Here is a 26,737-nt window from a genome sequence, read left to right on the forward strand (position 1 = left end):
AAAGCCTCTTCCTAAGAAGAGACTCGTAAGTGTTTGTTCCCTCCTTATCTTCTAGCGTTTGCTACTGGAATTAGCACAGTGTCATGAACCTGTTGCTGAAGCTTCAAAGGGCCAGTCCCTCCACTTCTCTTGATAAGAATTGTATGAAATTTATTAAAGCAAATCTTACATGGTGAAACGACCATTGTCAATTACAATTTTTAATTAACAGTTTTCAGGTCTGCAATGATATCATCCATTGCCTCATTGCTGGTACCAGAGTAGGTTTTGATGACAGTACCTTCTGGATTAACTAGAGCAAATGACGTACCATGGTTTACTTGACTTTCACCATCCACTTTGGAGACGAGTGTATTAAAAGAATTCGCAGCGAAACTCTCGATTTCATTTTGTGAATAGCCCGTTAGAAAATCCCAGTTGCTATAGTCGGCACTATACTTATCTCCAAAAGCCTTTAATGTCTCAGGATCGTCAACTTCAGGATCAACACTAAATGAAACAAAACGAATATCTAAATCTTCTTCAGCTGCTGTTTGCTGTAAACCAGCCATATTACCTGTCATAGGGGGGCACACTGTGTTACAACTTGTGAAAATAAAATTAGCAATCCAATATTGCCCTTTAAGGTCTTCTAAGCTTACTGTTTCATTATCTTGATTCGTATATTCGAATGATTCAACTGCGACATCTAGCTCTGCTTCCAGTTCACTGGCTGAACTACCATTACAGGCGACAAGAAATGTCAGAATACCTATGATGCTAAGTGGGATTAACCATTTAGATCGACTGATCATTTTATCAACTCCATTTATCAATCTTATCTGTTATTAATCACGCATTTAAAATTAATTTATACTTATTTTAACATGTTATAAAATAACGGAGTGTGACAGGAGCGTGAATGTTTTTACAATTTCTTGACAAACCACTTTAAGTGGCATTTAGTGTGATGACATTAATCTCCGGCCGGCAAAGAAAACGAAAAGGAAGTCGAGTCGTTCCTAAACCACGAGATGTTAGCAAATGTAATGGGCGCTCACCAATTGTTGTCTTACCTTCAACATACTTTTGGCCTAGGAGTGGCGTGATAATATAGCCATAGAATGGAATCTGCACTTGGCCACCGTGACTATGCCCTGATAATTGTAAGTCGAAGTTATAATCTTTGACTTGATCGGCATAGTCTGGTTCGTGACACAAGAGAATGTTGAAAGTGTTTGACTTATCGTCTGGTATTAATTGATTTAATCGAGGATCACCTAATAATACATCGTCGACACCAGCAAGTAGTATTTGACTCCCGTTGAGATTAATATTGTCATAATCATTTTGAAGCAAGGTGAAGCCACTTTGGTTCATGACTTCTTTGATTGAGTCTGTTCCATATCCGCCGTGATCATGATTACCGTAAATCCAGTACTGCCCATGCTTTGCTTTTAGATCCGATAAGATAGAAATCAAATCATTATAACGTGATTGGCCTATATCAGAAGGATCATCAAATAAATCCCCTGTAAAGACGATTAGATCAGGTGATTCTTGATTAACTTTACGAACGATCTTTCTCATGTCTTCTAATGTTAATTGGAAACCTAAATGTGTATCTGTAATTTGAACAATTTTATAGTTATTGAATTCACTAGGCAAGCGTTCAGATTCCACCGAGTCTCGTTTTATGGTTAACCAGTAGGGTTCGATGTCATGAGCGTAATAATAGCCACCGTAAGCTGCCCCAATAGAACCGAGTGTACCGAATGTTGCTTTTTTTAAAAATGAACGCCTAGTCATTTTATTCCCCATATTACGCCATCCTTTTAGATTACTTATCGACATTATAGCACGATTAAAGATTATTCAAGAGTGATAACAAGTAGTTTTTGAAAAAAGGACAAATATTCGTTACAATAAATGAAAACGAATGAATATTCATTCATTTTAAAATATTAGGAAAAGGGTGGTTCGTGTGAAGAATGAAGTGGTGATTGTCACAGGTGGTTCGAATGGGATGGGCAAGTATATGGCGAAAAAGTTTGCTCAAGAAGGTGCGCATGTTGCTATTACGGGTAGAAATGAAGAGAAGTTAATGCAAGCAAAAGAAGAAATTGAAGCGACTGCAACTGGAAGTGTTATGGTAGTGCAAATGGATGTGCGACGGATAGAAGATGTCGAGAGAATGGTGGAGGAAGTTCATCAAAAATTTGGACGAATTGATCATCTTGTTAATAATGCAGCAGGTAATTTTATTGCCCCTGCTGAGAAATTATCACCGAATGGTTGGAATGCTGTTATTGATATTGTATTAAATGGTACTTATTATTGTAGCTATACAGTAGGCCATTATTGGATTGAACATGGTATTAAAGGAACTATTTTAAACATGGTTGCGACTTACGCGTGGGATGCTGGTCCTGGTGTTATTCATTCCGCATCGGCAAAAGCAGGTGTATTAGCCATGACAAGGACGTTAGCTGTCGAATGGGGGCGTCGTTATGGTATTCGCGCAAATGCTATTGCCCCAGGTCCAATTGACCGAACAGGTGGCGCTGATAAACTTTGGGAATCTGAGGAGGCCGCACAACGCACCATTCAATCTGTTCCCCTAGAACGTTTAGGTGAACCAGAAGAAATCGGAGAACTTGCATACTTCATGCTTTCAGATAAGGCAAAATATATGAATGGTGAAGTGATCACACTAGATGGTGGTCAATCACTAAATCAATATCCATTTTAATAAAAAAAGCATTGGCTCTTATACAAGAGCCAATGCTTTTTTGTGAGCCTTCACTTATGAGATAACTTTGCTAATTTATTTCATTACTTGATCCATTTTTAAATAAATTATAGAACTTATTTCAAAAAGGGGAGAGGTTATTTCAAAACTAAGTGAGGACGATATAGAATAAGATGGCGAAGAAATGAAAGGCACTTCCTGCGATCACAAATAGATGCCAGACTGCATGGTGATATGGAAATCCTCGCCACATGTAAAATAGACTACCAACAGAATACAAAATACCGCCAACAATTAAGTAGACGAGTCCTGTTGTGTCCATTTCAGCTGCTAGTGGTTGCCATACAAAGACTATGAACCACCCGAGCACAATATAAATTAACGTTGAAACAACCATAAATCGATGAACAAAAAAGATTTTAAAAACAATACCTAATAACGCCACTCCCCAAATGACGCCAAAAAATGTCCACCCTATGGGGCCTCTGAGCATAACGAGTAATATCGGCGTGTACGATCCTGCGATAAATAAATATATTGAAGAATGATCGATAAATAAAAAGAGATCCTTTGCTTTACCTTCTTTCAAACTATGAACTATGGTGGATGATAAATACATTATCAACATCGTCGCGCCATAAATAGTAACTGAAACCACTTGCCATACATTTCCATTTAATGAAGCATATACAATTAGTATGACAAGACCTGCCAAGCTTAACAAAGCACCTAATCCGTGTGTTATAGCATTAACTTTTTCCTCTTTTGGTGTGAATGTGTACGACATCAAAACCCTCATTTCTATTGTCTTAGTATAGCTGATTTTTTTCCTATGTTAAACAATATCTATTTTCCTTCTTTTATGTTAAAATAGTTCTCGGAAAACGAGACTAATCGTTTCGTTTTAATGAGGAGGAAAACCATGTTAGAAGCAAAAGAGTTTGATCTAGCGACAACTCTTGTGAAAGATATGATGGTCGACGCTGAAAAAGTGGCTCACGTTCAAAATAGTAATCCACTAGAGCATGCGTTATTAGTTTTAACTAAAACAGGCTATAATGCAGTACCTGTTTTAGATTTCCACGGAATATTCGAAGGTGTTATTAGCAAATCAAATATTATTGAAGCCATGTTCGGTTTGGAGCGAATTGAATTGGAACGTTTAGACTCACAAACCGTAATGGATGTGATGAATGATCAAGCACCCCGTTTACACATCAATGACACCCTTGAAGAAGCTTTACACGAATTGATTGATTATAATTTTGTATGCGTTGTTGATGATGATGAGGTGATGCAAGGAATTATTACGCGTCGCCAATTGTTAAAACAATATCGAAATGAGTACTATAAGTCACGCCAAAAAAGTTCTTAAAAATCTTGTGAAAACTAAGACCTCTTTGATACATTAAAAGAGTAACTAAATGAAGTGGAGGATGGAAATATGAATCAAATGGATGCTAATGAAATTATTAATTTTATTTCGAATGCCAAAAAATCAACACCTGTAAAAGTTTATGTAAAAGGTGAAAACTTAGAGCAGGTTAATTTTCATGATGACGTACAAGCGTTCATTACGGGTAACGCTGGCGTATTATTCGGTGAATGGAGCGTTGTGAAAGAAGAATTAGAAAAACATGCATCTTCAATTGAAGATTATGTGATTGAAAATGATCGACGTAATTCAGCTATTCCAACATTAGATATGAAGAATATTAACGCACGTATTGAACCAGGTGCGATTATTCGTGACCAAGTTGAAATTGGTGACGGTGCCGTCATCATGTTAGGTGCCGCAATCAACATTGGTGCAGTCGTGGGAGAAGGCACAATGATTGATATGAATGTCGTCTTAGGCGGACGTGCAACAGTCGGTAAGAATTGTCATATTGGTGCAGGCTCTGTATTAGCAGGTGTTATCGAGCCACCTTCTGCCAAGCCAGTAGTCGTGGAAGATGGTGCAGTCGTTGGTGCTAACGCAGTGATCTTAGAAGGTGTCACAGTTGGTGAAGGTGCTGTTGTTGCAGCTGGATCGATCGTGACTGAAGATGTACCAGCGAACACAGTTGTTGCAGGTACACCAGCTAAGAAGATCAAAGAGATGGATGCACAAACTCGTGATAAAACAGAAATCAAACAAGAGTTACGTAAGCTAGATAACTAATAAGATTTACTGAGCAGAAGCGGAATTGACTTAACAAGCAATTCCGCTTTTCTTACATATGATACAGGTAGCGAAAGGTTGAATAAGTTTATGACAGATGAAAAGTGGATTGATATACGCCGTGATTTACACCGTATACCAGAGTTAGGATTTCAAGAATTTAAGACACAACAGTATTTGCGCGAATATGTAGAAACATTACCACAAGATTTCCTCACCGTAACGCCTTGGGAAACGGGGCTGTTTGTATTTGTCGAAGGGACTGTAGGAAGCCAAACGATTGCCTATCGTACTGATATAGATGGATTGCCGATCAAAGAAGAAACGGGTTTTTCTTTTGAATCGATTCACGAGGGGCAAATGCATGCATGTGGTCATGATTTACATATGACTATTGCACTCGGAGCTCTAACAGAAATAGTTTATGATCGACCTGAAGCGAATGTCGTGTTCTTATTCCAGCCAGCCGAAGAAGGACCAGGTGGAGCAGAGCCGATGTTGGCAAGTGAACCGATGAAACGATATGCGCCGGATTTTGTGTTTGCATTACACGTCGACCCTAAGCGAGAAGTTGGTTACGTCGCTTCAAAACCTGGATTATTATTCGCTAACACGAGTGAACTGTTTATTGATTTTCATGGTAAAGGAGGTCATGCAGCTTATCCGCATGAGACGCGTGATATGATGATGGCAGCTAGTGCTTTTAACGTCCAGTTACAACAAGTAGTCGGTCGAATGGTTGATCCACTTAAGTCTGCTGTTGTAACGTTAGGCAAGATGGAAGCAGGTACAGTACAAAACATTATTCCTGAACATGCTCGAGTAGAGGGAACGATTCGTACAACGGATGCTGAAACGATGGATGTTGTGAAGCAATCAATTGAGCAAATGCTTGAGGGGATTGAAGTGCGTTACGGATGTAAGACAACTGTTGATTATGGAGCTAATTATTATATGGTTGATAATGATGAGGATTATGTTGAACGATTTAAGCAGGCAATTGAGAAAACAAATGTGACGTATATTGAAGCGGAGTCTGCTATGACTGGGGAAGACTTTGGCTATATGTTGAAGGAACTTCCAGGATTTATGTTCTGGCTCGGAGTTGATTCTGAATCTGGCTTGCATACGAGTCGATTAAATCCGAATGAAGATGCAATAGACATCGGTATTGAAGCAATTGTCGCTATGATTCGTGAAGGATAAGGGTAGGTTGATTTTAAGAGCTAAATATCAATTAGTTTAGTTAAATTATTTTAATATTAGAGGTGGTCTTGTGAATAAATCCTTTTGGGTACCTTTAGTGGTATCGTTTGGTAGCATCATATTATTGTATCTAATAGGTTTTATTGCTGAAATTGAATCACTTATGTTCAAATTTTCTTTATCATATACTGAGATCTCGTTATTACCCATTTTGATTGGAATCATTTTGGGATTCTTGAGTGAGCGGATGATAAAATTAAGATTTAAAGTGGATTAATTATTTGTACTAAAATAACAGTAATTGGCTAATTTTTTGATGACGCAAGGTAAAAATAAAGGAGGAAACTGCATTCGCAGTTTCCTCCTTTATAATGGGTCAATTATTTAAGTGGAATCAGAATTTTCATCGAGTCGGTGACTTATATCATCGAGTCCATGTGGTTTACCATCGGGATCAGAAGAATTTCCATCGAGTTCAGATGATTTATCATCGGGACAGTGTGGAATATCATCGAGTTAAACTGACGGCCATTTTATATTATCTTAGCGGTCGTTCTAACGAGCTTATATCTTCATCAAGGTTCATTACTTTTTGTTCGACGATCTGTCGTGCATCATGAACACCCAGGTTATAATAATAAGGTGCGATTTGTTCAGCTAACCATGTGTACATATTTTCGACAGCTAAATCACCTAGTTCTTCTCCTCGTTCCTCGTAGAAATAGACTTTGATTTCATCTTTAATTTTGTCTTTCATAAATGCTGGTTCCTTCATAAAATCCATCTCCTATAAATGTTTATCCAAGAATGTTTTGATTGTTTGATATCCCATTATTTGGTTAGTACGTTTGGTAAAACCATGCCCCTCATCTTCGAAAACAATGTATTCTACTGGTACACCATTCTTTTTGACTTCATCAACTATTTCGTCTGATTCTACTTTGAGCACACGTGGATCATTGGCACCTTGAAGCACAATTAAGGGTTTATGAATATTGTCAGCATGAAATAGTGGTGAGATGCTTCTAATATAATCATTTTCATGATAAGGATCTCCAATTTTTTTGTAAAGAGCTTGGCGAGCAGATTCCCACCATGATGGTATTTCTTTAAGCGTTCGCTCCCAATTTGAAACACCAAAAATGTCGACCCCAACTTTAAATGAATTTGGTTGGAATGCGAGTGCAGCAAGAACCATATATCCCCCGTAACTACCACCCATGATCCCAATTCGTTCTTCATCAATTCGTCCTGTCGAGATTAAATATTTTTTGGCTTCAATACAATCCTGTAAATCGATTTCGCCATGTTGTTTATCTGCAGCTTTAAAGAATGATTTACCATACCCTGAGCTTCCACGATTGTTGACTGCTATGATTGCATAGCCCTGATTAACTAAATATTGTATCAACGGAATATAATCAGTTGTTGCTTGCCCGCCAGGACCTCCATGAACGAGTACAAGGGCAGGTGCTTTCTCATTATCATTCAAATGAGGTTCATAATAAACAGCTGGAATCGTTAAATCGTCAAATGATTCATAGCGTACGATTTCAGCTTTAACCAATTCGTTTGATTGAATCTCAGGATGTTGTGCATAAGTTAGGCGATTAAGCTGAGTGTTTGAAGGTGTAAAACCAAACAAATCAGTAGGTGCAACTGAACTGTTCACAAGAAATGTTATAGCCCTTTCATCATGAGACAATTTCATATCAACCAAATTCATATCCGGGAATTCCGGGAGCTGAAAATCGTCTGAATTTTGGTTTATAACCTTTAGCTTGTTTTGTGCATCATCGTTATATGAATACATTAGTAGAGAGTACTGTGGTGAGAACCGTGCCCATTCAATGTTCCAATTCTCATCAGCAACAATAGTGACATTATTAGTTGATAAATTGATTTTCTTGAGTTGTAAGAATTCAGAAGTTTCGTTCGTTATAAAATATAGCTCACTCGAATCCTGACTGAACATCATTGGGGTAAATTCAGCTTCACCAGGTTGATGGTTGAGTTGGATCAGCCCATCTTTTACTGAGTAAAGGTACATATTTGATTCATTATCAGTAACAGTGTGTTGGATAGCGAATTGTTTCCCATTAGGTGAGACAGTTTCGACATTTAAACCATCTTTGTTTTCAAAGACTAATTCAGCAGTCCATGAAGAAGTATGCATTTGATAAAGGTCAAAAAAACGGGTGTCTCGTTTATTTGATAAGTAGTAGAAACTATCCCGATTCTTGTCCCACTGTAAAAATGATGCTTTTTCATTCTCAGAAGGCGTTAAATCTGTTATGGAGCCATTGGTTTGATATAAATATAAATGACTAATTTCATTACCGCCATGATCTTGTTGAAAGATAAAATCGTAAGAGTTCGGTAGATAGGTAATGGGGAAAATGCTCTCATCAATAGAATGGGTAACTTGGGTTTGATTTGTCCCATCTACATAAACAGTGTGAGCATTAAATACACCAGATTGATCACTAGCATACAGAATCGTTTGATTGTCATCATTAACTGATACAGTCACAATCGTTTCACTGCTCATGAATTGGTCTACCGTGTATTTGCCACGAATAGAAGAAGCGTTTGTCATTAAAATCCCCTCATTTCAATTAGGTTCTCCTTCATATATTCGTGCATATGTAGCGTGTTTCCTTGTTCAAAAATAAAATTAACTCGAACGAAATTTGAAAACGTTCGAGTTAATGGCAAGATAGGGTGATATTTATTTAATTTTGTCAGATTGTTGATTAGCCTCAATAAATAATCAACATAATTAAAAGATTTTCGTTTATGATGCGGCATCATCAATTTCATCATACTTAAACTGCTTGATTTGATCATTTAAGCGATTAGCTTGATCAATCAGTTCATGTGTCGTATCGCTAATATCTGACATGAGTGATGCCTGTTCATGTATAGTTGCGGTTACTTCTTCTGTACCAGCTGATGTTTCTTCGGCAATTGCAGCAACTTCTTGTGACTGAAGTGATGTGTTTTCAAGTGACGTTAACTGTTGATCTACCAGTGACGAGATTTCTGTTACTTCATCAGCTACCGTATTAATCGACTCTGACATTTTGATAATTGCATCATTAGTCTGAGCACCCTTCGATGCTTCTGTGTTGGCTTGGTCTACTTGACTGTTTATGACAGTTGTCATGGCCTGCACATCTTGTTGCATATTAGAGACGAGTTTTGAAATGTCGTCAACAGCTTTCGTGCTTTGATCAGCCAGTTTTCGAACTTCTTCAGCTACAATAGCGAACCCTTTTCCATGCTCGCCTGCATGTGATGCTTCAATTGATGCATTTAGTGCTAGTAAATTTGTTTGTTCAGCGAACTCACCAACAAGTGAAGTGATTTGTTCTACTTTATTTGCATTATCGACAAGGCGGTTAAATGTCTCCAATGAGGATTCTTGTTGTTGAGCTAGTTCGTTAATACCGTTAATAAGTGATTGTGTAAGTTCTTTACTTTCATCAAGTGTGGTTAACATCGTTTGAGATGAATCTTTAGATGTTTCGGCTTTGTTTTTCACTTCTTGAGCTAAGTGTGTCGTGTTTTCAATAGTTTCGGCAGTGTTTTGTACGGCTGATGACGTATTTTCCGCGCCGGACGCAATTTCGTCAACTGTTGCACGTATTTGTTCAATTTGTTCAGAGGCATGTTCGGTACGATCGGTTATATTTGTAACGGTATTTTGGGTCTGTTTAAAGTTATCGTCAATATTATGTACCATTGTTTTTAAGTTTGATAACATGTTATTGAATGATAAACTGAGGGCTCGAATTTCATCGTCAGATTGTTTTACGTCAACTTGGTGATTAATATCGCCTTCTGAAGCTTTTGAAGCAACGCGTTCAAGTTTGTTTAATGAATCAGTAATAATTCGTGCGGCAAAGTATGCTAATATGCCGGACCATAAGATTCCGAGTAATAAGGTGATCACGGTGAATGTGAATTCAGACATATTGAGAAAGTCTCTGATCATGTCATATAGTACATAAATAAAAAATCCACTCGTCGAGTATGTAATGATGGCTAAAATCGTTGTAAATAATACAAGTTTTAATCGTAAACTGAAGCGAAATGTCTTGTTGGGCAAGGTAAATCCTCCTTAAGATTATAATTATCATACTTAGGTCCTAATTCATTGTACCAAAAGAGTGATTATTTGACACTGTTCGTCGAGAAATTGTCAATCAATTTTTGAAAATAAAATTTTATTAATAGGTTAAAAAACCTGCCGAGTATTATTCGACAGGTTTAGTGAATTATAGTGTTTTCTTGGCTGCTTGTTGAAGTGGATCCCATACGCCATTATAAGGTGGGGAATAGGCCAAATCAAGGTTGAGTAAATCAACGGTAGACATATTATGATAGAGTGCTGTCGCAAGTACATCAATTCGTTTGTCTGCTCCAGTAGTACCCACGGCTTGTCCACCTAATAATTTTCGTGAGTCTTGTTCATATACGAGCTTAAGATGAAGTGGTTGCTGGTCGTAATATCCAGCGACAGCATTTGTTTTAATCGATACTACACGATAATCAAAACCTAAGGATTCAGCTTCTTTTTCTGATAAACCAGTTCTTGCAACATCAAGTGTAAAGAATTTCAAAATGGAAGTTCCAATAATCCCCTGAAAAGATTTCTCTCGTCCAACGATATTCATGCCAGCAATCATACCTTGTTTATTGGCGGTAGTCCCGAGTGGTATAAAGTCATTTTGCTGTTTGACCCGATTGTAGTCAACCGCACAGTCACCAGCAGCGTGTACATTATTGATGTTAGTTTCCATATATTCATTGACCAATATAGCACCTTGATCATTTAAGTCGAATACATTTGGGTCTAAGAAATCAGTGTTTGGTTTAACACCGATATTGACAATGGCCTGATCTGTTGGGTATTCGCCTTGGTCAGTAACAACTTTTTCTACTCTCTGATCACCTTCAAAACGTTGGACGAATTCATTGAAGATAAGTTCGACGCCCTGTTGTTCAGCTTCGTCATGTAGTAATTTGGCCATCTCATAATCAATCGGGTTCATTAATTGTTGACTAGCCTGAATAATGCGGACATGTTTTCCAATTTCACGCATGTTTTCGGCGATTTCTAATCCGATAAAACCTCCACCGATGATTGTGACAGTCTCAGGTTCTTCAGATTGAAGGTCGGTTATAATTTTATTAGTATCTGGAATGGTTTTCATCGAGTGAATACCATTTAAGTCGATCCCATCCCAATCTGGTTTTACAGGACGTACGCCTGTAGCAATCAGCAGTTTATCGTATTCAATTTCAAATGGTTCGTCGTTTTCCAGGTTCACGCCAGAAACGACTTGTTTATTAGGATCTACGGCAGTCACTTCATGCTGTGTCCTTGCATCAATGCCATGCTTTTGGCGAAATACTTCAACAGGCTTAGCAATCACATCATCTGTTGACTGAACGTCACCACTAATGACATAAGGTAACCCGCATTGCCCATAGGAATAATAGTCTCCTTTTTCAAGTGTAATAATCTGATCGTCTTGTGTACTTTCACGTTTAATCTGCATCGCTGCACTCATACCAGAAGCATCGCCTCCAATAATAACGTAGCGCATTTCATACCACCTCATTTACTTGTTATAAAAAAGAGCTCATGTGACAAACATGAGCTCCATATAGTTGCTATTACTCGGTTTCTTTTTGAACAATCGTACGGTGAGGGAAAGGTATTTCAATTCCTGCATCATCAAGTGCTTCCTTCATGGCTTTACGAAGATCACGTTCCACTTCCCACTGTAGCATTTTTTCAGTTTGGGCTATGACACGTAATACAACGTCAGATGAACCTAAACTTTGCACTCCGACAACATCAGGACCTTCTTTGATACGGTCGTCTTCACGAAAACGATCGCACACATTTTGTAAAATTTCCATAGCTTGGTCAATATTTTCACTATAACCAATGCCCATATCGACGAGCGCGCGCATATTACCGCGTGTATGGTTGTTTACAGCTTGAATATAACGGTTCGGAATAAAGTGTAGGGTGCCATCAAATCCCCGTAATTGAGTTGTCCGTAATCCCAATTCTTCTACAATACCGTCATGACCACCTGCTGTGACATAATCATCCACATCGATTTGTTTTTCAATTAAAATGAAAAAACCTGTCACGATATCACTAACTAAACCTTGGGCACCAAAACCGACAGCTAGTCCAACGATACCAGCACCTGCCAAGACTGGAGCAAGCGGAATACCTAGAATTCCTAGGAACGTAACAATGAAAAAGAACAATAATACGTATGTAAACACGTTTAACAACAAGTTCTCTAATGTCTTCTTACGTCCTTCGTTTAATTTTTGGCGTTTGGCTACATGCCCCATGGCCTTAGAAATGGCTTTACGTCCGATTGGGGCCACAATAACATAAACGATAATAAGTAATAATAATTGACCACCAATACTCACTAAGTTACTTAACATGCCTTCGAGATCTAAAAAGTCCATCAAAAAACTCCTTTCATTACTAGGTCTAACTATTATATACCACATAACGTATTTCGTTAATCATGTTTCAATCATAATTTGACATTTTACGGGTACTCAAAGTTATATTAAGAATGCGAATTATAAATTTTTTCAAAAAATTAAGGCAAAGGGGTAGCATTTTATTTCGTAACCCGATATATTTATAAAAGCAGGAATATTCATCGATAGAAAGTGGGGGAAGAGGCTTGGATATTTTCAAAAAGCTAAAACAATATTACTGGCCTTTTAAGCGGTATTTGATTATTTCACTTATCTCTATGTTATTTGTGACAATCATAACGGCCGCTTATCCAATCGTTTTGCAACAAACGATTGATAATGTGATTGGTCAACAAAACTTTGACCTTTTACCAATTATTATTATTGCATTCATAGTTCTTATGGGAATCAAAGCAATATCTGTTTTTACGCAACAGTATTTTGGTGATTTATTCGGTATATCAACCGTTTATGAAGTCCGAAACGATTTGTATCGTAAATTACAGCGCTTGTCATTCAAGTATTACGATAATGCTAAAACAGGTGACTTGATGTCACGCTTGACTGCAGATGTAGAAGGTTTTCGTTTCTTCTTATCGTTTGGTTTTGCAGAGTTATTACGTATTGTGTCGCTTGTAATCGTGAGTGGTGCGGTTATGTTATTTTACTCCGTACCATTAACACTCGTTACTTTAGCAGCAATGCCTTTTTTAGCTGTTTCAGTTTATATGTTCGACAAACGTGTACATCCAGCCTTTTTAGGAATCCGACGTTCATTTGGACGAATGAATACACGTGTTCAAGAAAATATTTCGGGAATGAACACGGTTAAGTCATTATCTCGTGAAAACTTTGAGATTGGTCGTTATGAAGAAAAAGGGGAAAACTATCGAGATCACTATTTGAAAACAGCATCAATCTGGTCAAAATACATGCCATTTATGGAGTTTGTCGGTAATGTATGTGTTGTGGCCTTACTTGCGTTTGGTGGTTACTTAGTGATTCAAGGTGATGTTCAAGTCGGTGAATTAGGTGCCTTCTTCTCGTTAGTCTGGATGTTTCTAGGACCATTAATGAACTTTGGGTTTGTTGTCAATCAGTTTTCACAAGCAAAAGCATCTGGTGAGCGTTTACTTGAGGTTTTAGAGTCAGATCTAGAATTAGATGACGGTCAACCAGCTAAAGGCGAAACAATAAAAGGGCATGTTGCCTTTGACAATGTGACACTAACATATGTTGAAGATGATGATGAGGCATTAAAAGAAGTGAGTTTCGATGCACCACCTGGGAAAATTGTTGGGTTAATTGGTGCAACTGGTGCCGGTAAATCAAGTATCACTCAACTTTTAACACGGTTTTATGAACCTGAACAGGGGACTGTTTACATTGATGGGAAACCGACGACAGACTATTCACTGAAAGATTTGCGCAAACAAATAGGGTTTGTCTTACAGGAGCCATTCTTATTTTCAACGACGATCAAAGAAAACATCGCATACGGCAATCCAGAAGCTTCAATGGATGAAATAGTTGATGCAGCTAAACGTGCGCAAGCTCATGACTTCATTGAATCGATGCCAGATGGTTATGACACGTTACTAGGTGAACGTGGCATGGGTCTATCAGGTGGTCAAAAACAACGGATTTCTCTAGCAAGAGCTCTTTTGATTGATCCGAGCATTTTAGTCCTAGATGACGCAACATCAGCTGTTGATATGCAAACAGAAGCGAAAATTCAAAAAGCATTACGGGAAGTCATGTCGGACCGTACGACGTTTATTATTGCGCATCGTATTTCATCACTACAACACGCCGATGAAATTCTTGTATTAGAAGGTGGTGCAATCGTTGAGCGCGGTAAACACGAAGATTTACTCGACAATGAAGGTCCGTACCAACGCATTTATGACATTCAATACCAAGATAAAGAGGCCATATTAGGTAAACAACATGTATAAGGGGGGAGACAAATGGCAACTGAAGCCAAAGAAAAAAGCCCACATTTAAAACGATTTCACTATACACAAGATATCGCCGTTGATAAGCCGTTTAACTGGCAACAGACAGTTCGATTATTAAAATATTTAAAACCGTATTCTAAAAAGATCTTACCTATTGCCATTATCGCTATGCTAGTTTCGACCATCGTACGATTAGTTGTGCCAATTCTTGTTGGTCGTGTGGCAATTGATATGGCAATTGATACAGGCAACACAAATTTATTGATCCAACTCGTTATAGGAATTGCGATCATGTACTTATTTAGTTACATCGGTAATATGGTTCGGATTAAATATGTGAATTTACTCGGACAAAACGTGATTTATGATTTAAGACGACATTTGTTTTCACATGTTCAGCATTTGTCAAACCGCTTTTTTGATAAAAAGTCGGCAGGTAGTATCATCGTTCGTATCATGAATGATATTAATTCACTACAAGAACTGTTTACAAATGGAATTATTAACTTACTCATGGATATCGTTATGCTTATTAGTATCATTGTGATTTTATTTGTACTTAGTCCACCGTTAGCTGCAGCGGTCGTGATTGTTATTCCAATTATGTTCTATATTTCAACGAAGTTACGAAAAAGAATTCGTCGCTCATGGCAACAAGTACGGATTCAGCAATCAAGACTTAATTCACATTTAAACGAAAGCATTCAAGGTATTCGTATTACGCAATCGTTCGCGCAAGAGCAAGAAAACACAGAGTTTTTCGAAGGTGTGAACTCTGATAACTTTGACCGTTGGCAAACAGCGACTCGGAAAAGTGCGATGTTCCGTCCTTTTGTGGAAATGAGTAATGCGTTTGGAACGGCGGTGCTATTAGGTTTTGGTGCATTCTTAATTTCACAAGATGCATTAACAGTCGGTACATTCTTTACGTTTGCGTTATTTATCGGCATGTTCTGGGAGCCGATTTCACGTCTTGGTCAAATGTATAATCAATTGCTTATGGCGATGTCAGCTTCTGAACGTATTTTTGAATTTCTAGATGAAGAACCGAATGTGAAGGAGAAGGAAGATGCCGTTCATTTGAATGATATTGAGGGTCATATTGAGTTTGATCACGTACAATTCGCTTATGATGATGAACGGATTGCTTTAGATGATATTTCCTTAGAGATGAAACCAGGTCAATCAGTGGCTCTTGTCGGTCATACAGGTTCCGGCAAAACAACGATTGCGAATTTGATCAGTCGTTTTTATGACCCGACGAGTGGTGCTGTTAAGATCGACGGGATTGATTTACGGGATGTGAAACTCGATGATTTACGCCAAAAGATTAGTGTCGTCTTACAAGATACGTTCATTTTCTCAGGAACTATTATGGAAAACATTCGCTTTGGTCGTCCTGACGCATCAGATGAAGAAGTGATTGATGCAGCCAAAGTCGTTGGAGCTGATGAATTTATCCAGCGTCTGGCAGATGGTTATGAAACTGAAGTTGAAGAGCGAGGTAATATATTGTCTGCTGGTGAGCGTCAATTGTTATCATTTGCTCGTGCATTGTTAGCTGACCCTAAAATTATTATTTTAGATGAAGCAACAGCAAGCATTGATACAGAAACAGAAGTGAAAATCCAAAGTGCGCTTAAACGCTTATTAGAAGGACGCACATCTATTATTATTGCACACCGTTTATCAACGATCCGTGATTCAGATAACATTATTGTGTTAGAAAACGGTCAGATATTAGAACAAGGCAATCATGATGAATTAATGGCACATGGTGGCGAATACTATGGTCTAGTTAAGTCACAATTTCAAGCATTAGATCAAATGTAAAGGAGAACCGAGCGGCTTACATGTCGTTCGGTTTTCTTTGTTACATTAAAAGGGCCTATCATTAGATTGAAGTTCTAGATTATTAAAATATTTTTTAATAATTGGCTTTGTTAAAGTTTAGTATTAATTTCAATTGGTTTAGCACTAAGTTGTTGAATTGTGAGTAGCGATGGTGGCGACTCCAGGTCGACTAAAAGCGGTCACGTCCTGTGACCAACGTCGACATTAGACCGTCCAGGTCATCACGGGAAAAGCACGAGTCTCGAGACCCCCAGAGGGCCACAGGATGTGGATCACTTCGGCGTTTGTGATTGACGTCCGGCACTTAGCCGAAGTTCCTTTAGTGGCCGAGAAGGCTCGAGCCGTGCCCCACGGAAAGCGTCCACCAGTAGCGGATCACAACATCAACAACGAACTTTAACAGAACATATTAAATTAGTGGATTTGTTGTAGAAAGATTTAATAATCATTCGACAAATAGGTCGTGATATATGGTAGACTATGCTCAGTATAGACAAAAGAGGAGGAAGGCAGATGAGTAAGCATCTGTATGGCGTCATCGGTTTAGGACGATTTGGCGGCAGTATATGTAAGGAACTCGCACGTGAAGGTATGGAAGTCTTAGCGATTGATTCTGATGAGGAGAAAATAAATGAATATAAAGATATTGCATCACATGCAGTTATTGCAGATTCCACAGACGAATTAGCGTTAAAAGATTTAGGCATTCGAAATATTGACCATATCATTGTTGCAATCGGTGATAATATTCATGCAAGTATTCTAACAACCCTAATTGTTAAAGAACTTGGAATTAAAATGATCACAGTTAAAGCTCAAAATGATTACCATGAAAAAGTCTTGAATAAGATTGGTGCCGATGAAGTTGTTCACCCTGAACGTGACATGGGTAAACGTATTGCTCATAGCATTATTTCAAGTAATATTCTAGATTACTTAGAGTTATCAGATGAGCACAGTGTCGTTGAAGTGAAAGCAGGAAAGAAGATGAATGATAAGACATTAATCGATCTAGATATACGCGCTCGTTTTGGTTGTAACGTTGTGGCCATTAAACGCGGAGAGGACATCAATGTTTCACCAATGGCGGGTGATGTCATTCATAGAGATGATGTTATTATTGTGATTGGTGCCGATCAAGATATTCATCGTTTCGAAAAAGCGCTTGTTATTGAAGATTAGACTGTTAAGTAAAAATAAATTATAAATCCATATTAAAAGCCCCCATGGCCTAATTGGCCATGGGGGCTTACTACGTTGGATAGGAATGATTCAATTATACTTCCATGATGATCGGTAAAATCATCGGACGACGCTTCGTTTTATCATATAAGAATGGTTGAATTGTATCTGTAATTTCATTTTTAATTTCAGACCATTGCGTCGTCTTGCGTTCCATTACTTTTTCTAAATGATTCGCAACTAGACCTTGTGCATCTTTAATCAGATCCTCTGATTCGCGCATATAGACGAAACCACGAGAGATAATGTCAGGTCCAGAAGCAATTCGGAATTCTTTCATATCGATACTTACCACGACGACGACTAACCCTTCTTCAGAAAGGATACGACGGTCGCGAAGGACGATATTACCAATATCACCAATTCCACTACCATCTACATAAACTGAACCAGATGGAATCTTACCAGCAACACCTACTTTATTTTTGCCAAGAGCTAAGACATCCCCGTTATCCATAATGAAACTGTTTTTACGTGGGACACCTGTTTGTTCAGCTAAATTAATATGTTCAGCTAACATGCGGTATTCACCGTGAATTGGCATAAAGTATTGTGGTTTTAGTAAACGTAACATTAACTTTTGTTCTTCTTGAGCACCATGTCCTGAAGTGTGAATATCATTTAATGATCCATGAATGACATTCGCACCAGCACGGTACAATTTATTAATATTACGATTAATACTGATTGTGTTACCAGGAATCGGTGATGATGAAAAGACAACTGTATCATCTGGTTGGATCTGTACATGGCGGTGCGTGCCATTAGCGATACGTGATAATGCCGCTAATGATTCACCTTGTGAGCCTGTACAGAGAATGACCAACTCATCACTCGGTGTTTTAGAAATTTGGTTTGGTTCAATAAATGTATCTTTCGGTGCTTGAATGTAACCAAGTTTCTGACCAATTTTGATTGCATTTTCCATGCTTCGTCCAAAGACAACAATTTTCCGTTTGTTCTTAATTGCTGACTGGACTACTTGCTGTAGGCGGTAAATATTCGATGCGAATGTTGCAAAAATAATTCGTCCACTCACTTCATCGAATATGTTTTGGATACTTTCGCCTACAACGCTTTCAGATAGACTGAAGCCTGGAACTTCACTGTTAGTACTATCTGATAAGAGGGCTAAAACACCTTCAGACCCGATTTCAGCCATCTTAGATAGATTGGCTGGTTCACCAACTGGGGTGAAATCAAATTTAAAGTCACCTGTGTGAACGATATTTCCAGGTGGTGTTTTGACAACAATTCCGAATGAATCTGGAATGCTGTGTGTCGTACGGAAGAAGCTGACGGATGTTTTACGGAATTTAATCACGTCGTCTTCCTGAATTTCGTTTAAGTCAGCGCTACGGAGTAAACCGTGCTCTTCTAACTTGTTTCGGACTAAGCCGATTGCTAGCTTCCCGCCGTAGATCGGGATGTTCATCTCGCGTAATAAATATGGAATCCCACCAATGTGGTCTTCGTGTCCATGTGTAAGAAACAATCCTTTAATCTTGTCTTGGTTTTGGATTAAATACGTATAATCCGGGATGACATAATCAATTCCTAACAACTCATCTTCCGGGAATTTAATACCAGCATCGACTAAAATAATTTCGTCTTGGAATTGAATGCCGTAAGTATTTTTACCGATTTCACCAAGACCACCTAACGCAAATATTGCAACTTGATCGTTTTTAACAAACTTCATGCGTTAGAGATCCTCTACCTTAAAGTTTTCGGATTGTTGTTCATAGGCTAAATGCGCCTCACTTAGTTCTTGGACATGCTCAATATTATACGGACGGTCTGCTAGCTTTTCACGGACTTCACGTTTGGTTTCTGCTTCAACGTACATGGTTTTAGTTTCTTCACGTACTGGAGCTTCTGTAATGTTTTCTTGATAGAGTACTTTGAATACCATTTTGTCTCTCTCCTTACTTAAATTAGTTTTACGTTCATTCCTATCCGTATAGCTATATAAAATGCAATTAAGCATTATTAAACAAATTCAGTCTGTTACCATGCGAAATAAAAGGTGTTAATTTACGTACTTGCACCCTGTTTAGATCTTAGTACTTTTTTTAGACGTTTTTTAATTTTTTCACGCAACCGTTTCAACATTATACCATACATCTCCTTTCAGTATGATATACAACTAGTAGTAGGTTGGTAATAAGATCGCAATTTATCGCATAGCTATGATTGTTACAATGATTATTTTATCCAATGTCCATGATAAATCCTATCTTTATTATATACTGTTCCTCACCATAAATAAAATAATAAATACAAAAAAAGTACTGACAAAGTTCGTCAGTACCTTGAAATTTATCTTTCAATTATAATTCATCGACGGATACAGCGCCTTCTGGTGGAGTCATCGGGTCATCTTGATTAATATGATCATAAAACATAACACCGTTTAAATGATCAATTTCGTGTTGAAAAACACAAGCTGCATAACCTTTGAGTCGAATTTTTACGTCTTCGCCATCTAAGGTTGTGGCTTTAACGGTAATACGTGCATGACGTGGAACGATTCCAGGCACATCACGATCAACGCTTAAACACCCTTCTCCACCAGGTAAATAAGCTTGCTCGACTGAATGACTGACAATACGCGGATTGTAGTACCCATTGCTGTATTCCCGACCGTTTGCATCTGTGAAATGTACAGCCATCATACGTTTGGATAGGCCGATTTGAGGAGCTGCTAATCCAACGCCTGGTCTCAAGTCATATTGTTCAGCTAGTTCCTCATCTTGGCTGTTTTTAATAAATTGAAGCATTTCTTTTAATGTATATTGATCTTCGTCTGAAGGAGGGAGGGTGACGTTCTCAGTGCGTTGTCGTAGTGTCTCGTGTCCTTCACGAACAATATCATCCATTGTGATCATTAATGACATCCTTTCTAATTGCGCAAATTCCATCATCTATTTTAGCATAAATCATATAAAATCATCATGTAAGTTGTATATTTTTAAAACAGAAATATGCTATACTTTACTTGTTATAAAGATGTAAATATAAAAATAGGACTATGATGATCAGAAAGGGAATGACGAGATGAAAAAACTTAGCTTACTGTTTATAATGATCACGATCACGACGTTTATAGTCGCTTGCAATTCCAACCAAGCTGCAGAGGACATCTATAATCATCTAGAGTCTTCTGTCGAAGAAGAGGCAGGGTTTCACGAAGCACAAGAGGAACTGGTAGACGTAGAACAACAGGAACAAGAATTATACAATGAATTAATCGAAGTTAACATGGATGAATTAGATGAAATCCAAGGCACAGTTGAAGAAGCACAAGCCCTCTTAGAAGAACGTAGAGAATTGGTTGAACAGGAAAAAACGAGTATCGACGCGGCAAAAGAAGAGTTTGATCAAGTTGAAGAGTCAATAGAAGACTTAGATGAGGAAGCACAAGAAGTAGCGAATAATATGGTTACCACTATGAACGAACGTTACGAAGCATTCCAAAATGTTTATGATGCTTATAATAAATCACTGGATTTAGACCAAGAGCTGTATGACATGTTAGCAAATGAAGACTTGGAGCAAGAAGCTTTAGATGAACAAGTGGATGAGATCAATTCAAGTTATGATGATATTACTTCAGCTCAACAAACATTCAATGATAAGACAGAAAGCTTTAACGATCTAAAGCGAGAATTTTATGAAACAGTTGACTTAAATGTAGAATTTGAAAGCGAAAATGGTGAAACTGAATAAGTTGTTGTAGGACAGAGCACACGTAGCTAGTACGTGTGCTTTTTTGTTTCCAAACATCTTCTAAGTAAGGCCTCAATAAGCTTGATATTGACTAAGTTAAGAAAACGCTTTCTCACACAGCCTTCTGTTATAATACAGAAATGATAATTTGCTGTAACAGTTTCAGTTCATGAACTGAATAGTATTTATCAAAAATGTTTATCATTATGCATAATCAAAAGTGTTTGACGAAAAATATTCTTTTAGGATAAACTACTTAATAGATGGATGTTGTACTAATTCATTCTAGCAAAAAGTTGTAACAGTTTTTTTATGATTAACGCTAATCGATTATGGGTACATATAAAAAGGATAGGTATTCATTAAATTAGGACGTTAAATCATTCTAAAAAAAAAATTTTAATCATGAAAGGAAGAGGTGACCTACGTGAGTTTCAAAAGTCCACTTGAAGGTATCGAAGAACAGTTCGAAATGATTCAAATTTTAGATGAAAATGGTCAAATTGTAGATGAAGACAACCTCCCTGATTTATCAGATGATGATCTTGTTGAATTAATGCGCCGTATGGTTTACACGCGTGTGTTAGACCAACGTTCCATTGCACTAAATCGCCAAGGTCGATTAGGTTTCTATGCACCTACTGCAGGTCAGGAGGCTTCACAATTAGGAAGTCATTATGCTATGGAGAAAGAAGATTTCTTACTCCCGGCTTATCGTGATGTTCCTCAATTAATTTTCCACGGATTACCGCTATATCAAGCATTTTTATTTTCCCGTGGCCATTATCACGGTAACCAAATGCCAGAAGATGTGAATGCATTAAGCCCACAGATTATTATCGGTGCGCAAATCACTCAGGCTGCAGGTGTTGCGTTAGGTATGAAACGTACTGGAAAACAAAATGTTGCACTAACTTATACTGGCGATGGTGGTGCTTCGCAAGGTGATTTCTATGAAGGTGTTAATTTTGCAGGAGCTTACCAAGCACCAGCTATCTTTGTTGTGCAAAACAACCAATTTGCTATCTCTGTACCAGTTGAAAAGCAGTCTGCAGCAGATACTATTGCTCAAAAGGCAGCGGCTGCTGGTGTTCCTGGCTTCTTAGTTGATGGTATGGATGTATTAGCTGTATATCAAGTCGTTAAAGAAGCACGTGAACGCGCTATTAATGGTGAAGGTCCAACAATGATTGAAACGATGACTTATCGTTACGGTCCACATACAATGGCTGGTGACGATCCGACACGTTATCGTACAGATGATATGGATGACGAATGGGAAAAACGTGACCCACTAGTACGTTTCCGTAAATACTTAGAATCTAAAGATTTATGGTCTGAAGAGAAAGAAAATGAAATCATTGAAACGGCAAAAGAAGAAATTAAAGCTGCGATTAAAGAAGCTGACCAACAAGATAAACAAAAGGTAACTGACTTAATGTCAATTATGTACGATAGACTTCCACAGAACTTAGAAGAACAGATGGAAGAATATAAAGAAAAGGAGTCGAAGTAAGCCATGGCACAAATGACGATGATTCAAGCAATCACTAATGCTTTACAAACAGAGCTTAAAAATGATGAAAACGTCCTTGTGTTCGGTGAAGACGTCGGCCAAAACGGTGGTGTTTTCCGTGCAACAGAAGGACTTCAAGAAGAATTCGGAGAAGATCGTGTCTTTGATACGCCGTTAGCTGAATCAGGAATTATTGGCTTATCTGTTGGTATGTCAACACAAGGTTTACGTCCAGTTCCTGAAATTCAATTCTTCGGCTTCGTATTTGAAGCAATGGATGCTGTGAGTGGACAAGCTGCCCGTCTACGTTACCGTTCAGGTGGTCGTTGGCATGCACCAATCACAATTCGCTCACCATTTGGTGGTGGTGTTCATACGCCAGAATTGCACGCTGACAGTTTAGAAGGGTTGATGGCACAACAACCTGGTTTACGTGTTGTCATTCCATCTAATCCATACGATGCAAAAGGATTATTAATTCAATCTATTCGTGAAAATGATCCAGTTATTTTCTTAGAACATATGAAACTTTATCGTTCATTCCGTGAAGAAGTACCTGAAGAAGAGTATACGGTTGATTTAGGTAAAGCAAATGTGAAACGTGAAGGTAGTGACATTACATTTGTTGCTTATGGTGCGATGGTTCACGCGGCACTTAAAGCAGCTGAAGAGTTAAAAGAAGATGGTATTGAAGCTGAAGTGATTGACTTACGCACAGTTAGCCCAGTTGATTACGACACGATTATTGAATCAGTTGAGAAAACGAATCGTGCTGTCGTGATTCAAGAAGCTCAACGTCAAGCAGGTATTGCGGCAAGCGTTGTTTCAGAAATTCAAGAGAGAGCAATCTTGCATTTAGAAGCACCTGTACTACGTGTTACAGCACCAGATACAGTATATCCATTTTCTGAAGCAGAAGAAGTATGGTTACCAAATCATAACGATATTGTTGAGAAAGCAAAACAATCAATCAACTTTTAATGAAGTCAAAGACAGGAGGGTATCATAGTGGCCTTTGAATTTAAATTACCAGATATTGGTGAAGGAATCCATGAAGGCGAGATAGCCAAGTGGTTTATTAATGCAGGTGATGAAATCCAAGAAGATGATGTACTTTGCGAAGTGCAAAACGATAAAGCTGTTGTTGAAATTCCATCACCTGTTGAAGGAACAGTTAGCGACGTTCATGTTGATGAAGGAGAGGTCGCAACGGTTGGACAAGTAATCGTTACGATTGATGCTGAAGGATATGAGGATCAAGGTTCTGATGAAAGCGAATCAGATGACGCTGAAGAGCAAAAAGAAGATAAAGAAGAACAGAAAGAAGAGAAGTCTGAAGCTAAAGAGAGTACAACACAAAATCGTGGTGAATCAGACGATGAAGGCGAACGTGTTATTGCGATGCCATCTGTTCGTAAATATGCTCGCGAAAATGATGTGAACATTCAAAAAGTACAAGGGTCAGGTAAAAATGGTCGCATCCTAAAGGAAGATATTGATACCTTCTTAAGTGGCGATCAACCTACAGAGACTGCAGAGGCTGCTGAAGCAAGCGAAGAACAACCAGCTGAAAGCAGCAAACAAGAGCCTGTGCTTGAAGGACAATATCCAGAAACTCGTGAGAAAATTAGCGGAATCCGTAAATCGATTGCTAAAGCCATGGTTAAATCGAAACAGACTGCTCCACACGTAACATTAATGGATGACGTCGATGTGACAGAACTAGTTAATCATCGTAAGAAATTTAAAGAAGTTGCGGCAGAACAAGATATCAAGTTAACGTATCTACCTTATGTGGTTAAAGCATTAGTATCAACTATTAAGAAATACCCTGTGCTTAATACTTCATTTGATGATGATACAGATGAACTAATTCAAAAACATTATTACAATATTGGTATTGCAGCCGATACGGACAAAGGCTTACTCGTACCAGTTGTAAAAGACGCTGATCGTAAGTCGATCTTCCAAATCTCTGATGAAATTAACGAGTTGGCAACGAAAGCTCGTGATGGTAAACTAGCTTCAGAAGAGATGAAAGGGGCATCAACATCGATCACGAATATTGGTTCAGCAGGTGGTAAATGGTTCACACCAGTTATTAACCATCCAGAAGTCGCGATTCTAGGTATTGGTCGCATTAGTGAAGAACCAGTTGTACGTGACGGTGAAGTAGTTGCAGCACCTGTCTTAGCGATATCATTAAGCTTTGACCACCGTATTATTGATGGTGCAACAGCGCAACACGCGATGAACCATGTGAAGCGATTATTAGAAGATCCACAATTAATTATGATGGAGGCGTAGATTTATGGTAGTAGGAGATTTCCCAGTTGAAGTCGATACATTAGTCGTAGGGGCAGGCCCAGGCGGATATGTAGCAGCAATTCGCGCTGCTCAAATGGGCCAAAGTGTTACAATTGTCGATAAAGGTAATTTAGGTGGAGTTTGTTTAAACGTTGGTTGTGTGCCGTCTAAAGCACTCATCTCAGCGGGACACCGTTATGAACAAGCGAATGATTCAGAAGATATGGGGATTACTGCTGAGAATGTATCCGTTGACTTCTCAAAAGTACAAGAGTGGAAAGGTCAAGTCGTTAACAAGTTGACTGGCGGTGTTGAAGGCTTACTTAAGTCTAATAAAGCTGACATTGTCAAAGGTGAAGTTTACTTTGTTGATCAAAATACGGCGAAAATTATGGATGACAAGCAATCTCAAACGTATAAGTTTAAGAATGCGATTGTTGCCACAGGATCTCGTCCAATTGAATTAAAACCATTTCCTTATTCAGATCGTGTCCTTGATTCAACAGGTGCTTTGGAATTAGATGAGATTCCAGAGAAGATGGTTGTAATCGGTGGCGGTTATATTGGTACTGAACTTGGTGGTGCTTACGCTAGCTTTGGTACAGAAGTAACTATTCTTGAAGGTACAGAAGATATCCTAGGTGGATTCGAAAAAGGTATGACACAACTTGTGAAAAAGCGTCTTAAGAAGAAAGGCGTAGACGTCGTTACAAAGGCGATGGCACAAGGTGTTGAAGAGACCGATAATGGCGTTAAAGTAACGTATGAAGAAAAAGGCGAAGAAAAAACGGTAGAAGCTGATTATTTATTAGTAACAGTTGGTCGTCGTCCAAATACTGACGAAATCGGTCTAGATGAAATGGGCGTTGAAATGGACGATAATGGTCTGATCAAAATCGACAAACAGTGCCGTACAAACTTAGATAATATTTATGCGATTGGTGACATTGTTGATGGACCACCACTTGCACACAAGGCTTCTTATGAAGGTAAAATTGCAGCTGAAGCAATCAGTGGTGAGAAATCTGAGATCGACTATCTTGGAATTCCAGCTGTTGTCTTTAGTGATCCAGAATTAGCAAGCGTTGGTCACTCGGAAGATAGCGCGAAAGAAGCAGGATTTGAAGTTGACGCTTCGAAATTCCCATTCGGCGCTAACGGACGTGCGTTATCACTAAATGACTCTGAAGGTTTTGTGAAGCTTATTACACGTCAATCAGATGGTCTTGTGATTGGTGGCCAAGTGGCTGGACCAAATGCAAGTGACTTAATCGCAGAAATTGGTTTAGCAGTTGAAGCTGGAATGACAGCTGAAGACTTAGCGTTAACCATTCATGCTCACCCAACACTAGGTGAAACAGTTATGGAAGCAGCAGACTTAGCAATGGGCATGCCAATTCATATTACAAAATAAACTCAACTCATTGATTAAACCCGCAAAATGTTGATAGACATTTTGCGGGTTTTTGTGTGTTTTCCTCATTTATTAA

At 38.4% G+C, this 26,737-nt stretch carries 23 protein-coding genes and 1 riboswitch; of the genes, 12 read left to right on the plus strand and 11 right to left on the minus strand.

Going from position 1 to position 26,737, the window contains the following annotated elements; translation table 11 throughout:
- Nucleotides 1-41: 41 nt before the first annotated feature.
- A riboswitch (SAM riboswitch) is annotated at nt 42-139 on the minus strand.
- Nucleotides 140-200: 61 nt separating this feature from the next.
- Nucleotides 201-794 (minus strand): SCO family protein, encoded by a 594-nt coding sequence (locus J2S77_RS10215; protein WP_306977030.1) that lies wholly within the window; start codon nt 792-794, stop codon nt 201-203.
- Nucleotides 795-930: 136 nt separating this feature from the next.
- Nucleotides 931-1,800: a metallophosphoesterase gene (locus J2S77_RS10220; protein WP_306977032.1), complete on the minus strand. Its 870-nt coding sequence runs from the start codon at nt 1,798-1,800 to the stop codon at nt 931-933.
- Between the two features lie 163 nt (nt 1,801-1,963).
- Between J2S77_RS10220 and fadH the strand changes: the two genes are divergently transcribed.
- A complete protein-coding gene (gene fadH, locus J2S77_RS10225) occupies nt 1,964-2,731 on the plus strand; it encodes a 2,4-dienoyl-CoA reductase (protein ID WP_306977034.1) in 768 nt (255 codons plus the stop codon).
- 148 nt (nt 2,732-2,879) lie between these two features.
- Here the strand turns inward: fadH and trhA are convergent, their stop codons facing one another.
- Nucleotides 2,880-3,518 carry a PAQR family membrane homeostasis protein TrhA gene (gene trhA / locus J2S77_RS10230; RefSeq protein ID WP_306977037.1) on the minus strand — a complete coding sequence of 213 codons (639 nt, stop codon included), beginning with the start codon at nt 3,516-3,518 and terminating at the stop codon, nt 2,880-2,882.
- A gap of 135 nt (nt 3,519-3,653) precedes the next feature.
- Between trhA and cbpB the strand changes: the two genes are divergently transcribed.
- The 3 genes from cbpB to J2S77_RS10245 all read left to right on the plus strand — a co-directional run bounded on the left by cbpB (nt 3,654) and on the right by J2S77_RS10245 (nt 6,101).
- Nucleotides 3,654-4,106 (plus strand): cyclic-di-AMP-binding protein CbpB, encoded by a 453-nt coding sequence (gene cbpB, locus J2S77_RS10235; RefSeq protein WP_306977039.1) that lies wholly within the window; start codon nt 3,654-3,656, stop codon nt 4,104-4,106.
- 69 nt (nt 4,107-4,175) lie between these two features.
- The gene (dapD, locus tag J2S77_RS10240) at nt 4,176-4,895 is read left to right on the plus strand and encodes a 2,3,4,5-tetrahydropyridine-2,6-dicarboxylate N-acetyltransferase (protein ID WP_306977040.1); all 720 of its coding nucleotides are present in this window, start codon (nt 4,176-4,178) and stop codon (nt 4,893-4,895) included.
- Between the two features lie 90 nt (nt 4,896-4,985).
- Entirely contained in the window at nt 4,986-6,101 is a 1,116-nt protein-coding gene (locus J2S77_RS10245) for an N-acetyldiaminopimelate deacetylase (RefSeq protein ID WP_306977042.1), read from the plus strand.
- A gap of 538 nt (nt 6,102-6,639) precedes the next feature.
- Here J2S77_RS10245 and J2S77_RS10250 read toward each other — a convergent pair.
- The 5 genes from J2S77_RS10250 to J2S77_RS10270 form a co-directional block, all read right to left on the minus strand.
- Entirely contained in the window at nt 6,640-6,876 is a 237-nt protein-coding gene (locus J2S77_RS10250) for a DUF2164 domain-containing protein (RefSeq protein ID WP_306977044.1), read from the minus strand.
- 12 nt (nt 6,877-6,888) lie between these two features.
- Entirely contained in the window at nt 6,889-8,700 is a 1,812-nt protein-coding gene (locus J2S77_RS10255) for a S9 family peptidase (RefSeq protein WP_306977046.1), read from the minus strand.
- A gap of 198 nt (nt 8,701-8,898) precedes the next feature.
- Nucleotides 8,899-10,215 (minus strand): methyl-accepting chemotaxis protein, encoded by a 1,317-nt coding sequence (locus J2S77_RS10260; RefSeq protein WP_306977048.1) that lies wholly within the window; start codon nt 10,213-10,215, stop codon nt 8,899-8,901.
- Between the two features lie 169 nt (nt 10,216-10,384).
- Nucleotides 10,385-11,719 (minus strand): FAD-dependent oxidoreductase, encoded by a 1,335-nt coding sequence (locus tag J2S77_RS10265; protein WP_306977050.1) that lies wholly within the window; start codon nt 11,717-11,719, stop codon nt 10,385-10,387.
- A 70-nt stretch (nt 11,720-11,789) separates the two neighbouring features.
- Nucleotides 11,790-12,614 carry a mechanosensitive ion channel family protein gene (locus J2S77_RS10270; RefSeq protein WP_306977053.1) on the minus strand — a complete coding sequence of 275 codons (825 nt, stop codon included), beginning with the start codon at nt 12,612-12,614 and terminating at the stop codon, nt 11,790-11,792.
- Nucleotides 12,615-12,841: 227 nt separating this feature from the next.
- Between J2S77_RS10270 and J2S77_RS10275 the strand changes: the two genes are divergently transcribed.
- From J2S77_RS10275 to J2S77_RS10285, 3 genes are all read left to right on the plus strand, one after another.
- Entirely contained in the window at nt 12,842-14,593 is a 1,752-nt protein-coding gene (locus tag J2S77_RS10275; RefSeq protein ID WP_306977055.1) for an ABC transporter ATP-binding protein, read from the plus strand.
- Between the two features lie 12 nt (nt 14,594-14,605).
- Nucleotides 14,606-16,429, plus strand: coding sequence for an ABC transporter ATP-binding protein (locus tag J2S77_RS10280; RefSeq protein WP_306977057.1), 1,824 nt, complete (start codon nt 14,606-14,608; stop codon nt 16,427-16,429).
- Nucleotides 16,430-16,963: 534 nt separating this feature from the next.
- On the plus strand, nt 16,964-17,632 hold the full coding sequence (locus J2S77_RS10285; RefSeq protein WP_306977059.1) for a potassium channel family protein: 669 nt from the start codon (nt 16,964-16,966) through the stop codon (nt 17,630-17,632).
- Between the two features lie 94 nt (nt 17,633-17,726).
- Here the strand turns inward: J2S77_RS10285 and rnjA are convergent, their stop codons facing one another.
- From rnjA to def, 3 genes are all read right to left on the minus strand, one after another.
- The gene (rnjA, locus tag J2S77_RS10290; RefSeq protein ID WP_167264141.1) at nt 17,727-19,394 is read right to left on the minus strand and encodes a ribonuclease J1; all 1,668 of its coding nucleotides are present in this window, start codon (nt 19,392-19,394) and stop codon (nt 17,727-17,729) included.
- A 3-nt stretch (nt 19,395-19,397) separates the two neighbouring features.
- Entirely contained in the window at nt 19,398-19,607 is a 210-nt protein-coding gene (locus tag J2S77_RS10295; RefSeq protein WP_167264143.1) for a DNA-dependent RNA polymerase subunit epsilon, read from the minus strand.
- A 418-nt stretch (nt 19,608-20,025) separates the two neighbouring features.
- The gene (def, locus tag J2S77_RS10300) at nt 20,026-20,583 is read right to left on the minus strand and encodes a peptide deformylase (protein WP_306977064.1); all 558 of its coding nucleotides are present in this window, start codon (nt 20,581-20,583) and stop codon (nt 20,026-20,028) included.
- A 169-nt stretch (nt 20,584-20,752) separates the two neighbouring features.
- On the opposite strand from def, the gene J2S77_RS10305 reads away from it, so the two are divergent.
- From J2S77_RS10305 to lpdA, 5 genes are all read left to right on the plus strand, one after another.
- Nucleotides 20,753-21,424: a YkyA family protein gene (locus J2S77_RS10305; protein WP_306977066.1), complete on the plus strand. Its 672-nt coding sequence runs from the start codon at nt 20,753-20,755 to the stop codon at nt 21,422-21,424.
- Between the two features lie 472 nt (nt 21,425-21,896).
- Nucleotides 21,897-22,940 carry a pyruvate dehydrogenase (acetyl-transferring) E1 component subunit alpha gene (pdhA, locus tag J2S77_RS10310; protein ID WP_306977125.1) on the plus strand — a complete coding sequence of 348 codons (1,044 nt, stop codon included), beginning with the start codon at nt 21,897-21,899 and terminating at the stop codon, nt 22,938-22,940.
- 3 nt (nt 22,941-22,943) lie between these two features.
- Nucleotides 22,944-23,921, plus strand: a complete 978-nt coding sequence (locus J2S77_RS10315; protein WP_306977067.1) for an alpha-ketoacid dehydrogenase subunit beta — start codon at nt 22,944-22,946, stop codon at nt 23,919-23,921.
- A gap of 27 nt (nt 23,922-23,948) precedes the next feature.
- Nucleotides 23,949-25,247: a dihydrolipoamide acetyltransferase family protein gene (locus J2S77_RS10320; RefSeq protein WP_306977069.1), complete on the plus strand. Its 1,299-nt coding sequence runs from the start codon at nt 23,949-23,951 to the stop codon at nt 25,245-25,247.
- A gap of 4 nt (nt 25,248-25,251) precedes the next feature.
- Nucleotides 25,252-26,661 carry a dihydrolipoyl dehydrogenase gene (gene lpdA, locus J2S77_RS10325; protein ID WP_306977071.1) on the plus strand — a complete coding sequence of 470 codons (1,410 nt, stop codon included), beginning with the start codon at nt 25,252-25,254 and terminating at the stop codon, nt 26,659-26,661.
- The last annotated feature ends 76 nt before the right edge of the window (nt 26,662-26,737 follow it).

This window comes from Alkalibacillus salilacus (assembly GCF_030812915.1).
Classification (GTDB): Bacteria; Bacillota; Bacilli; order Bacillales; family Alkalibacillaceae; genus Alkalibacillus; species Alkalibacillus salilacus.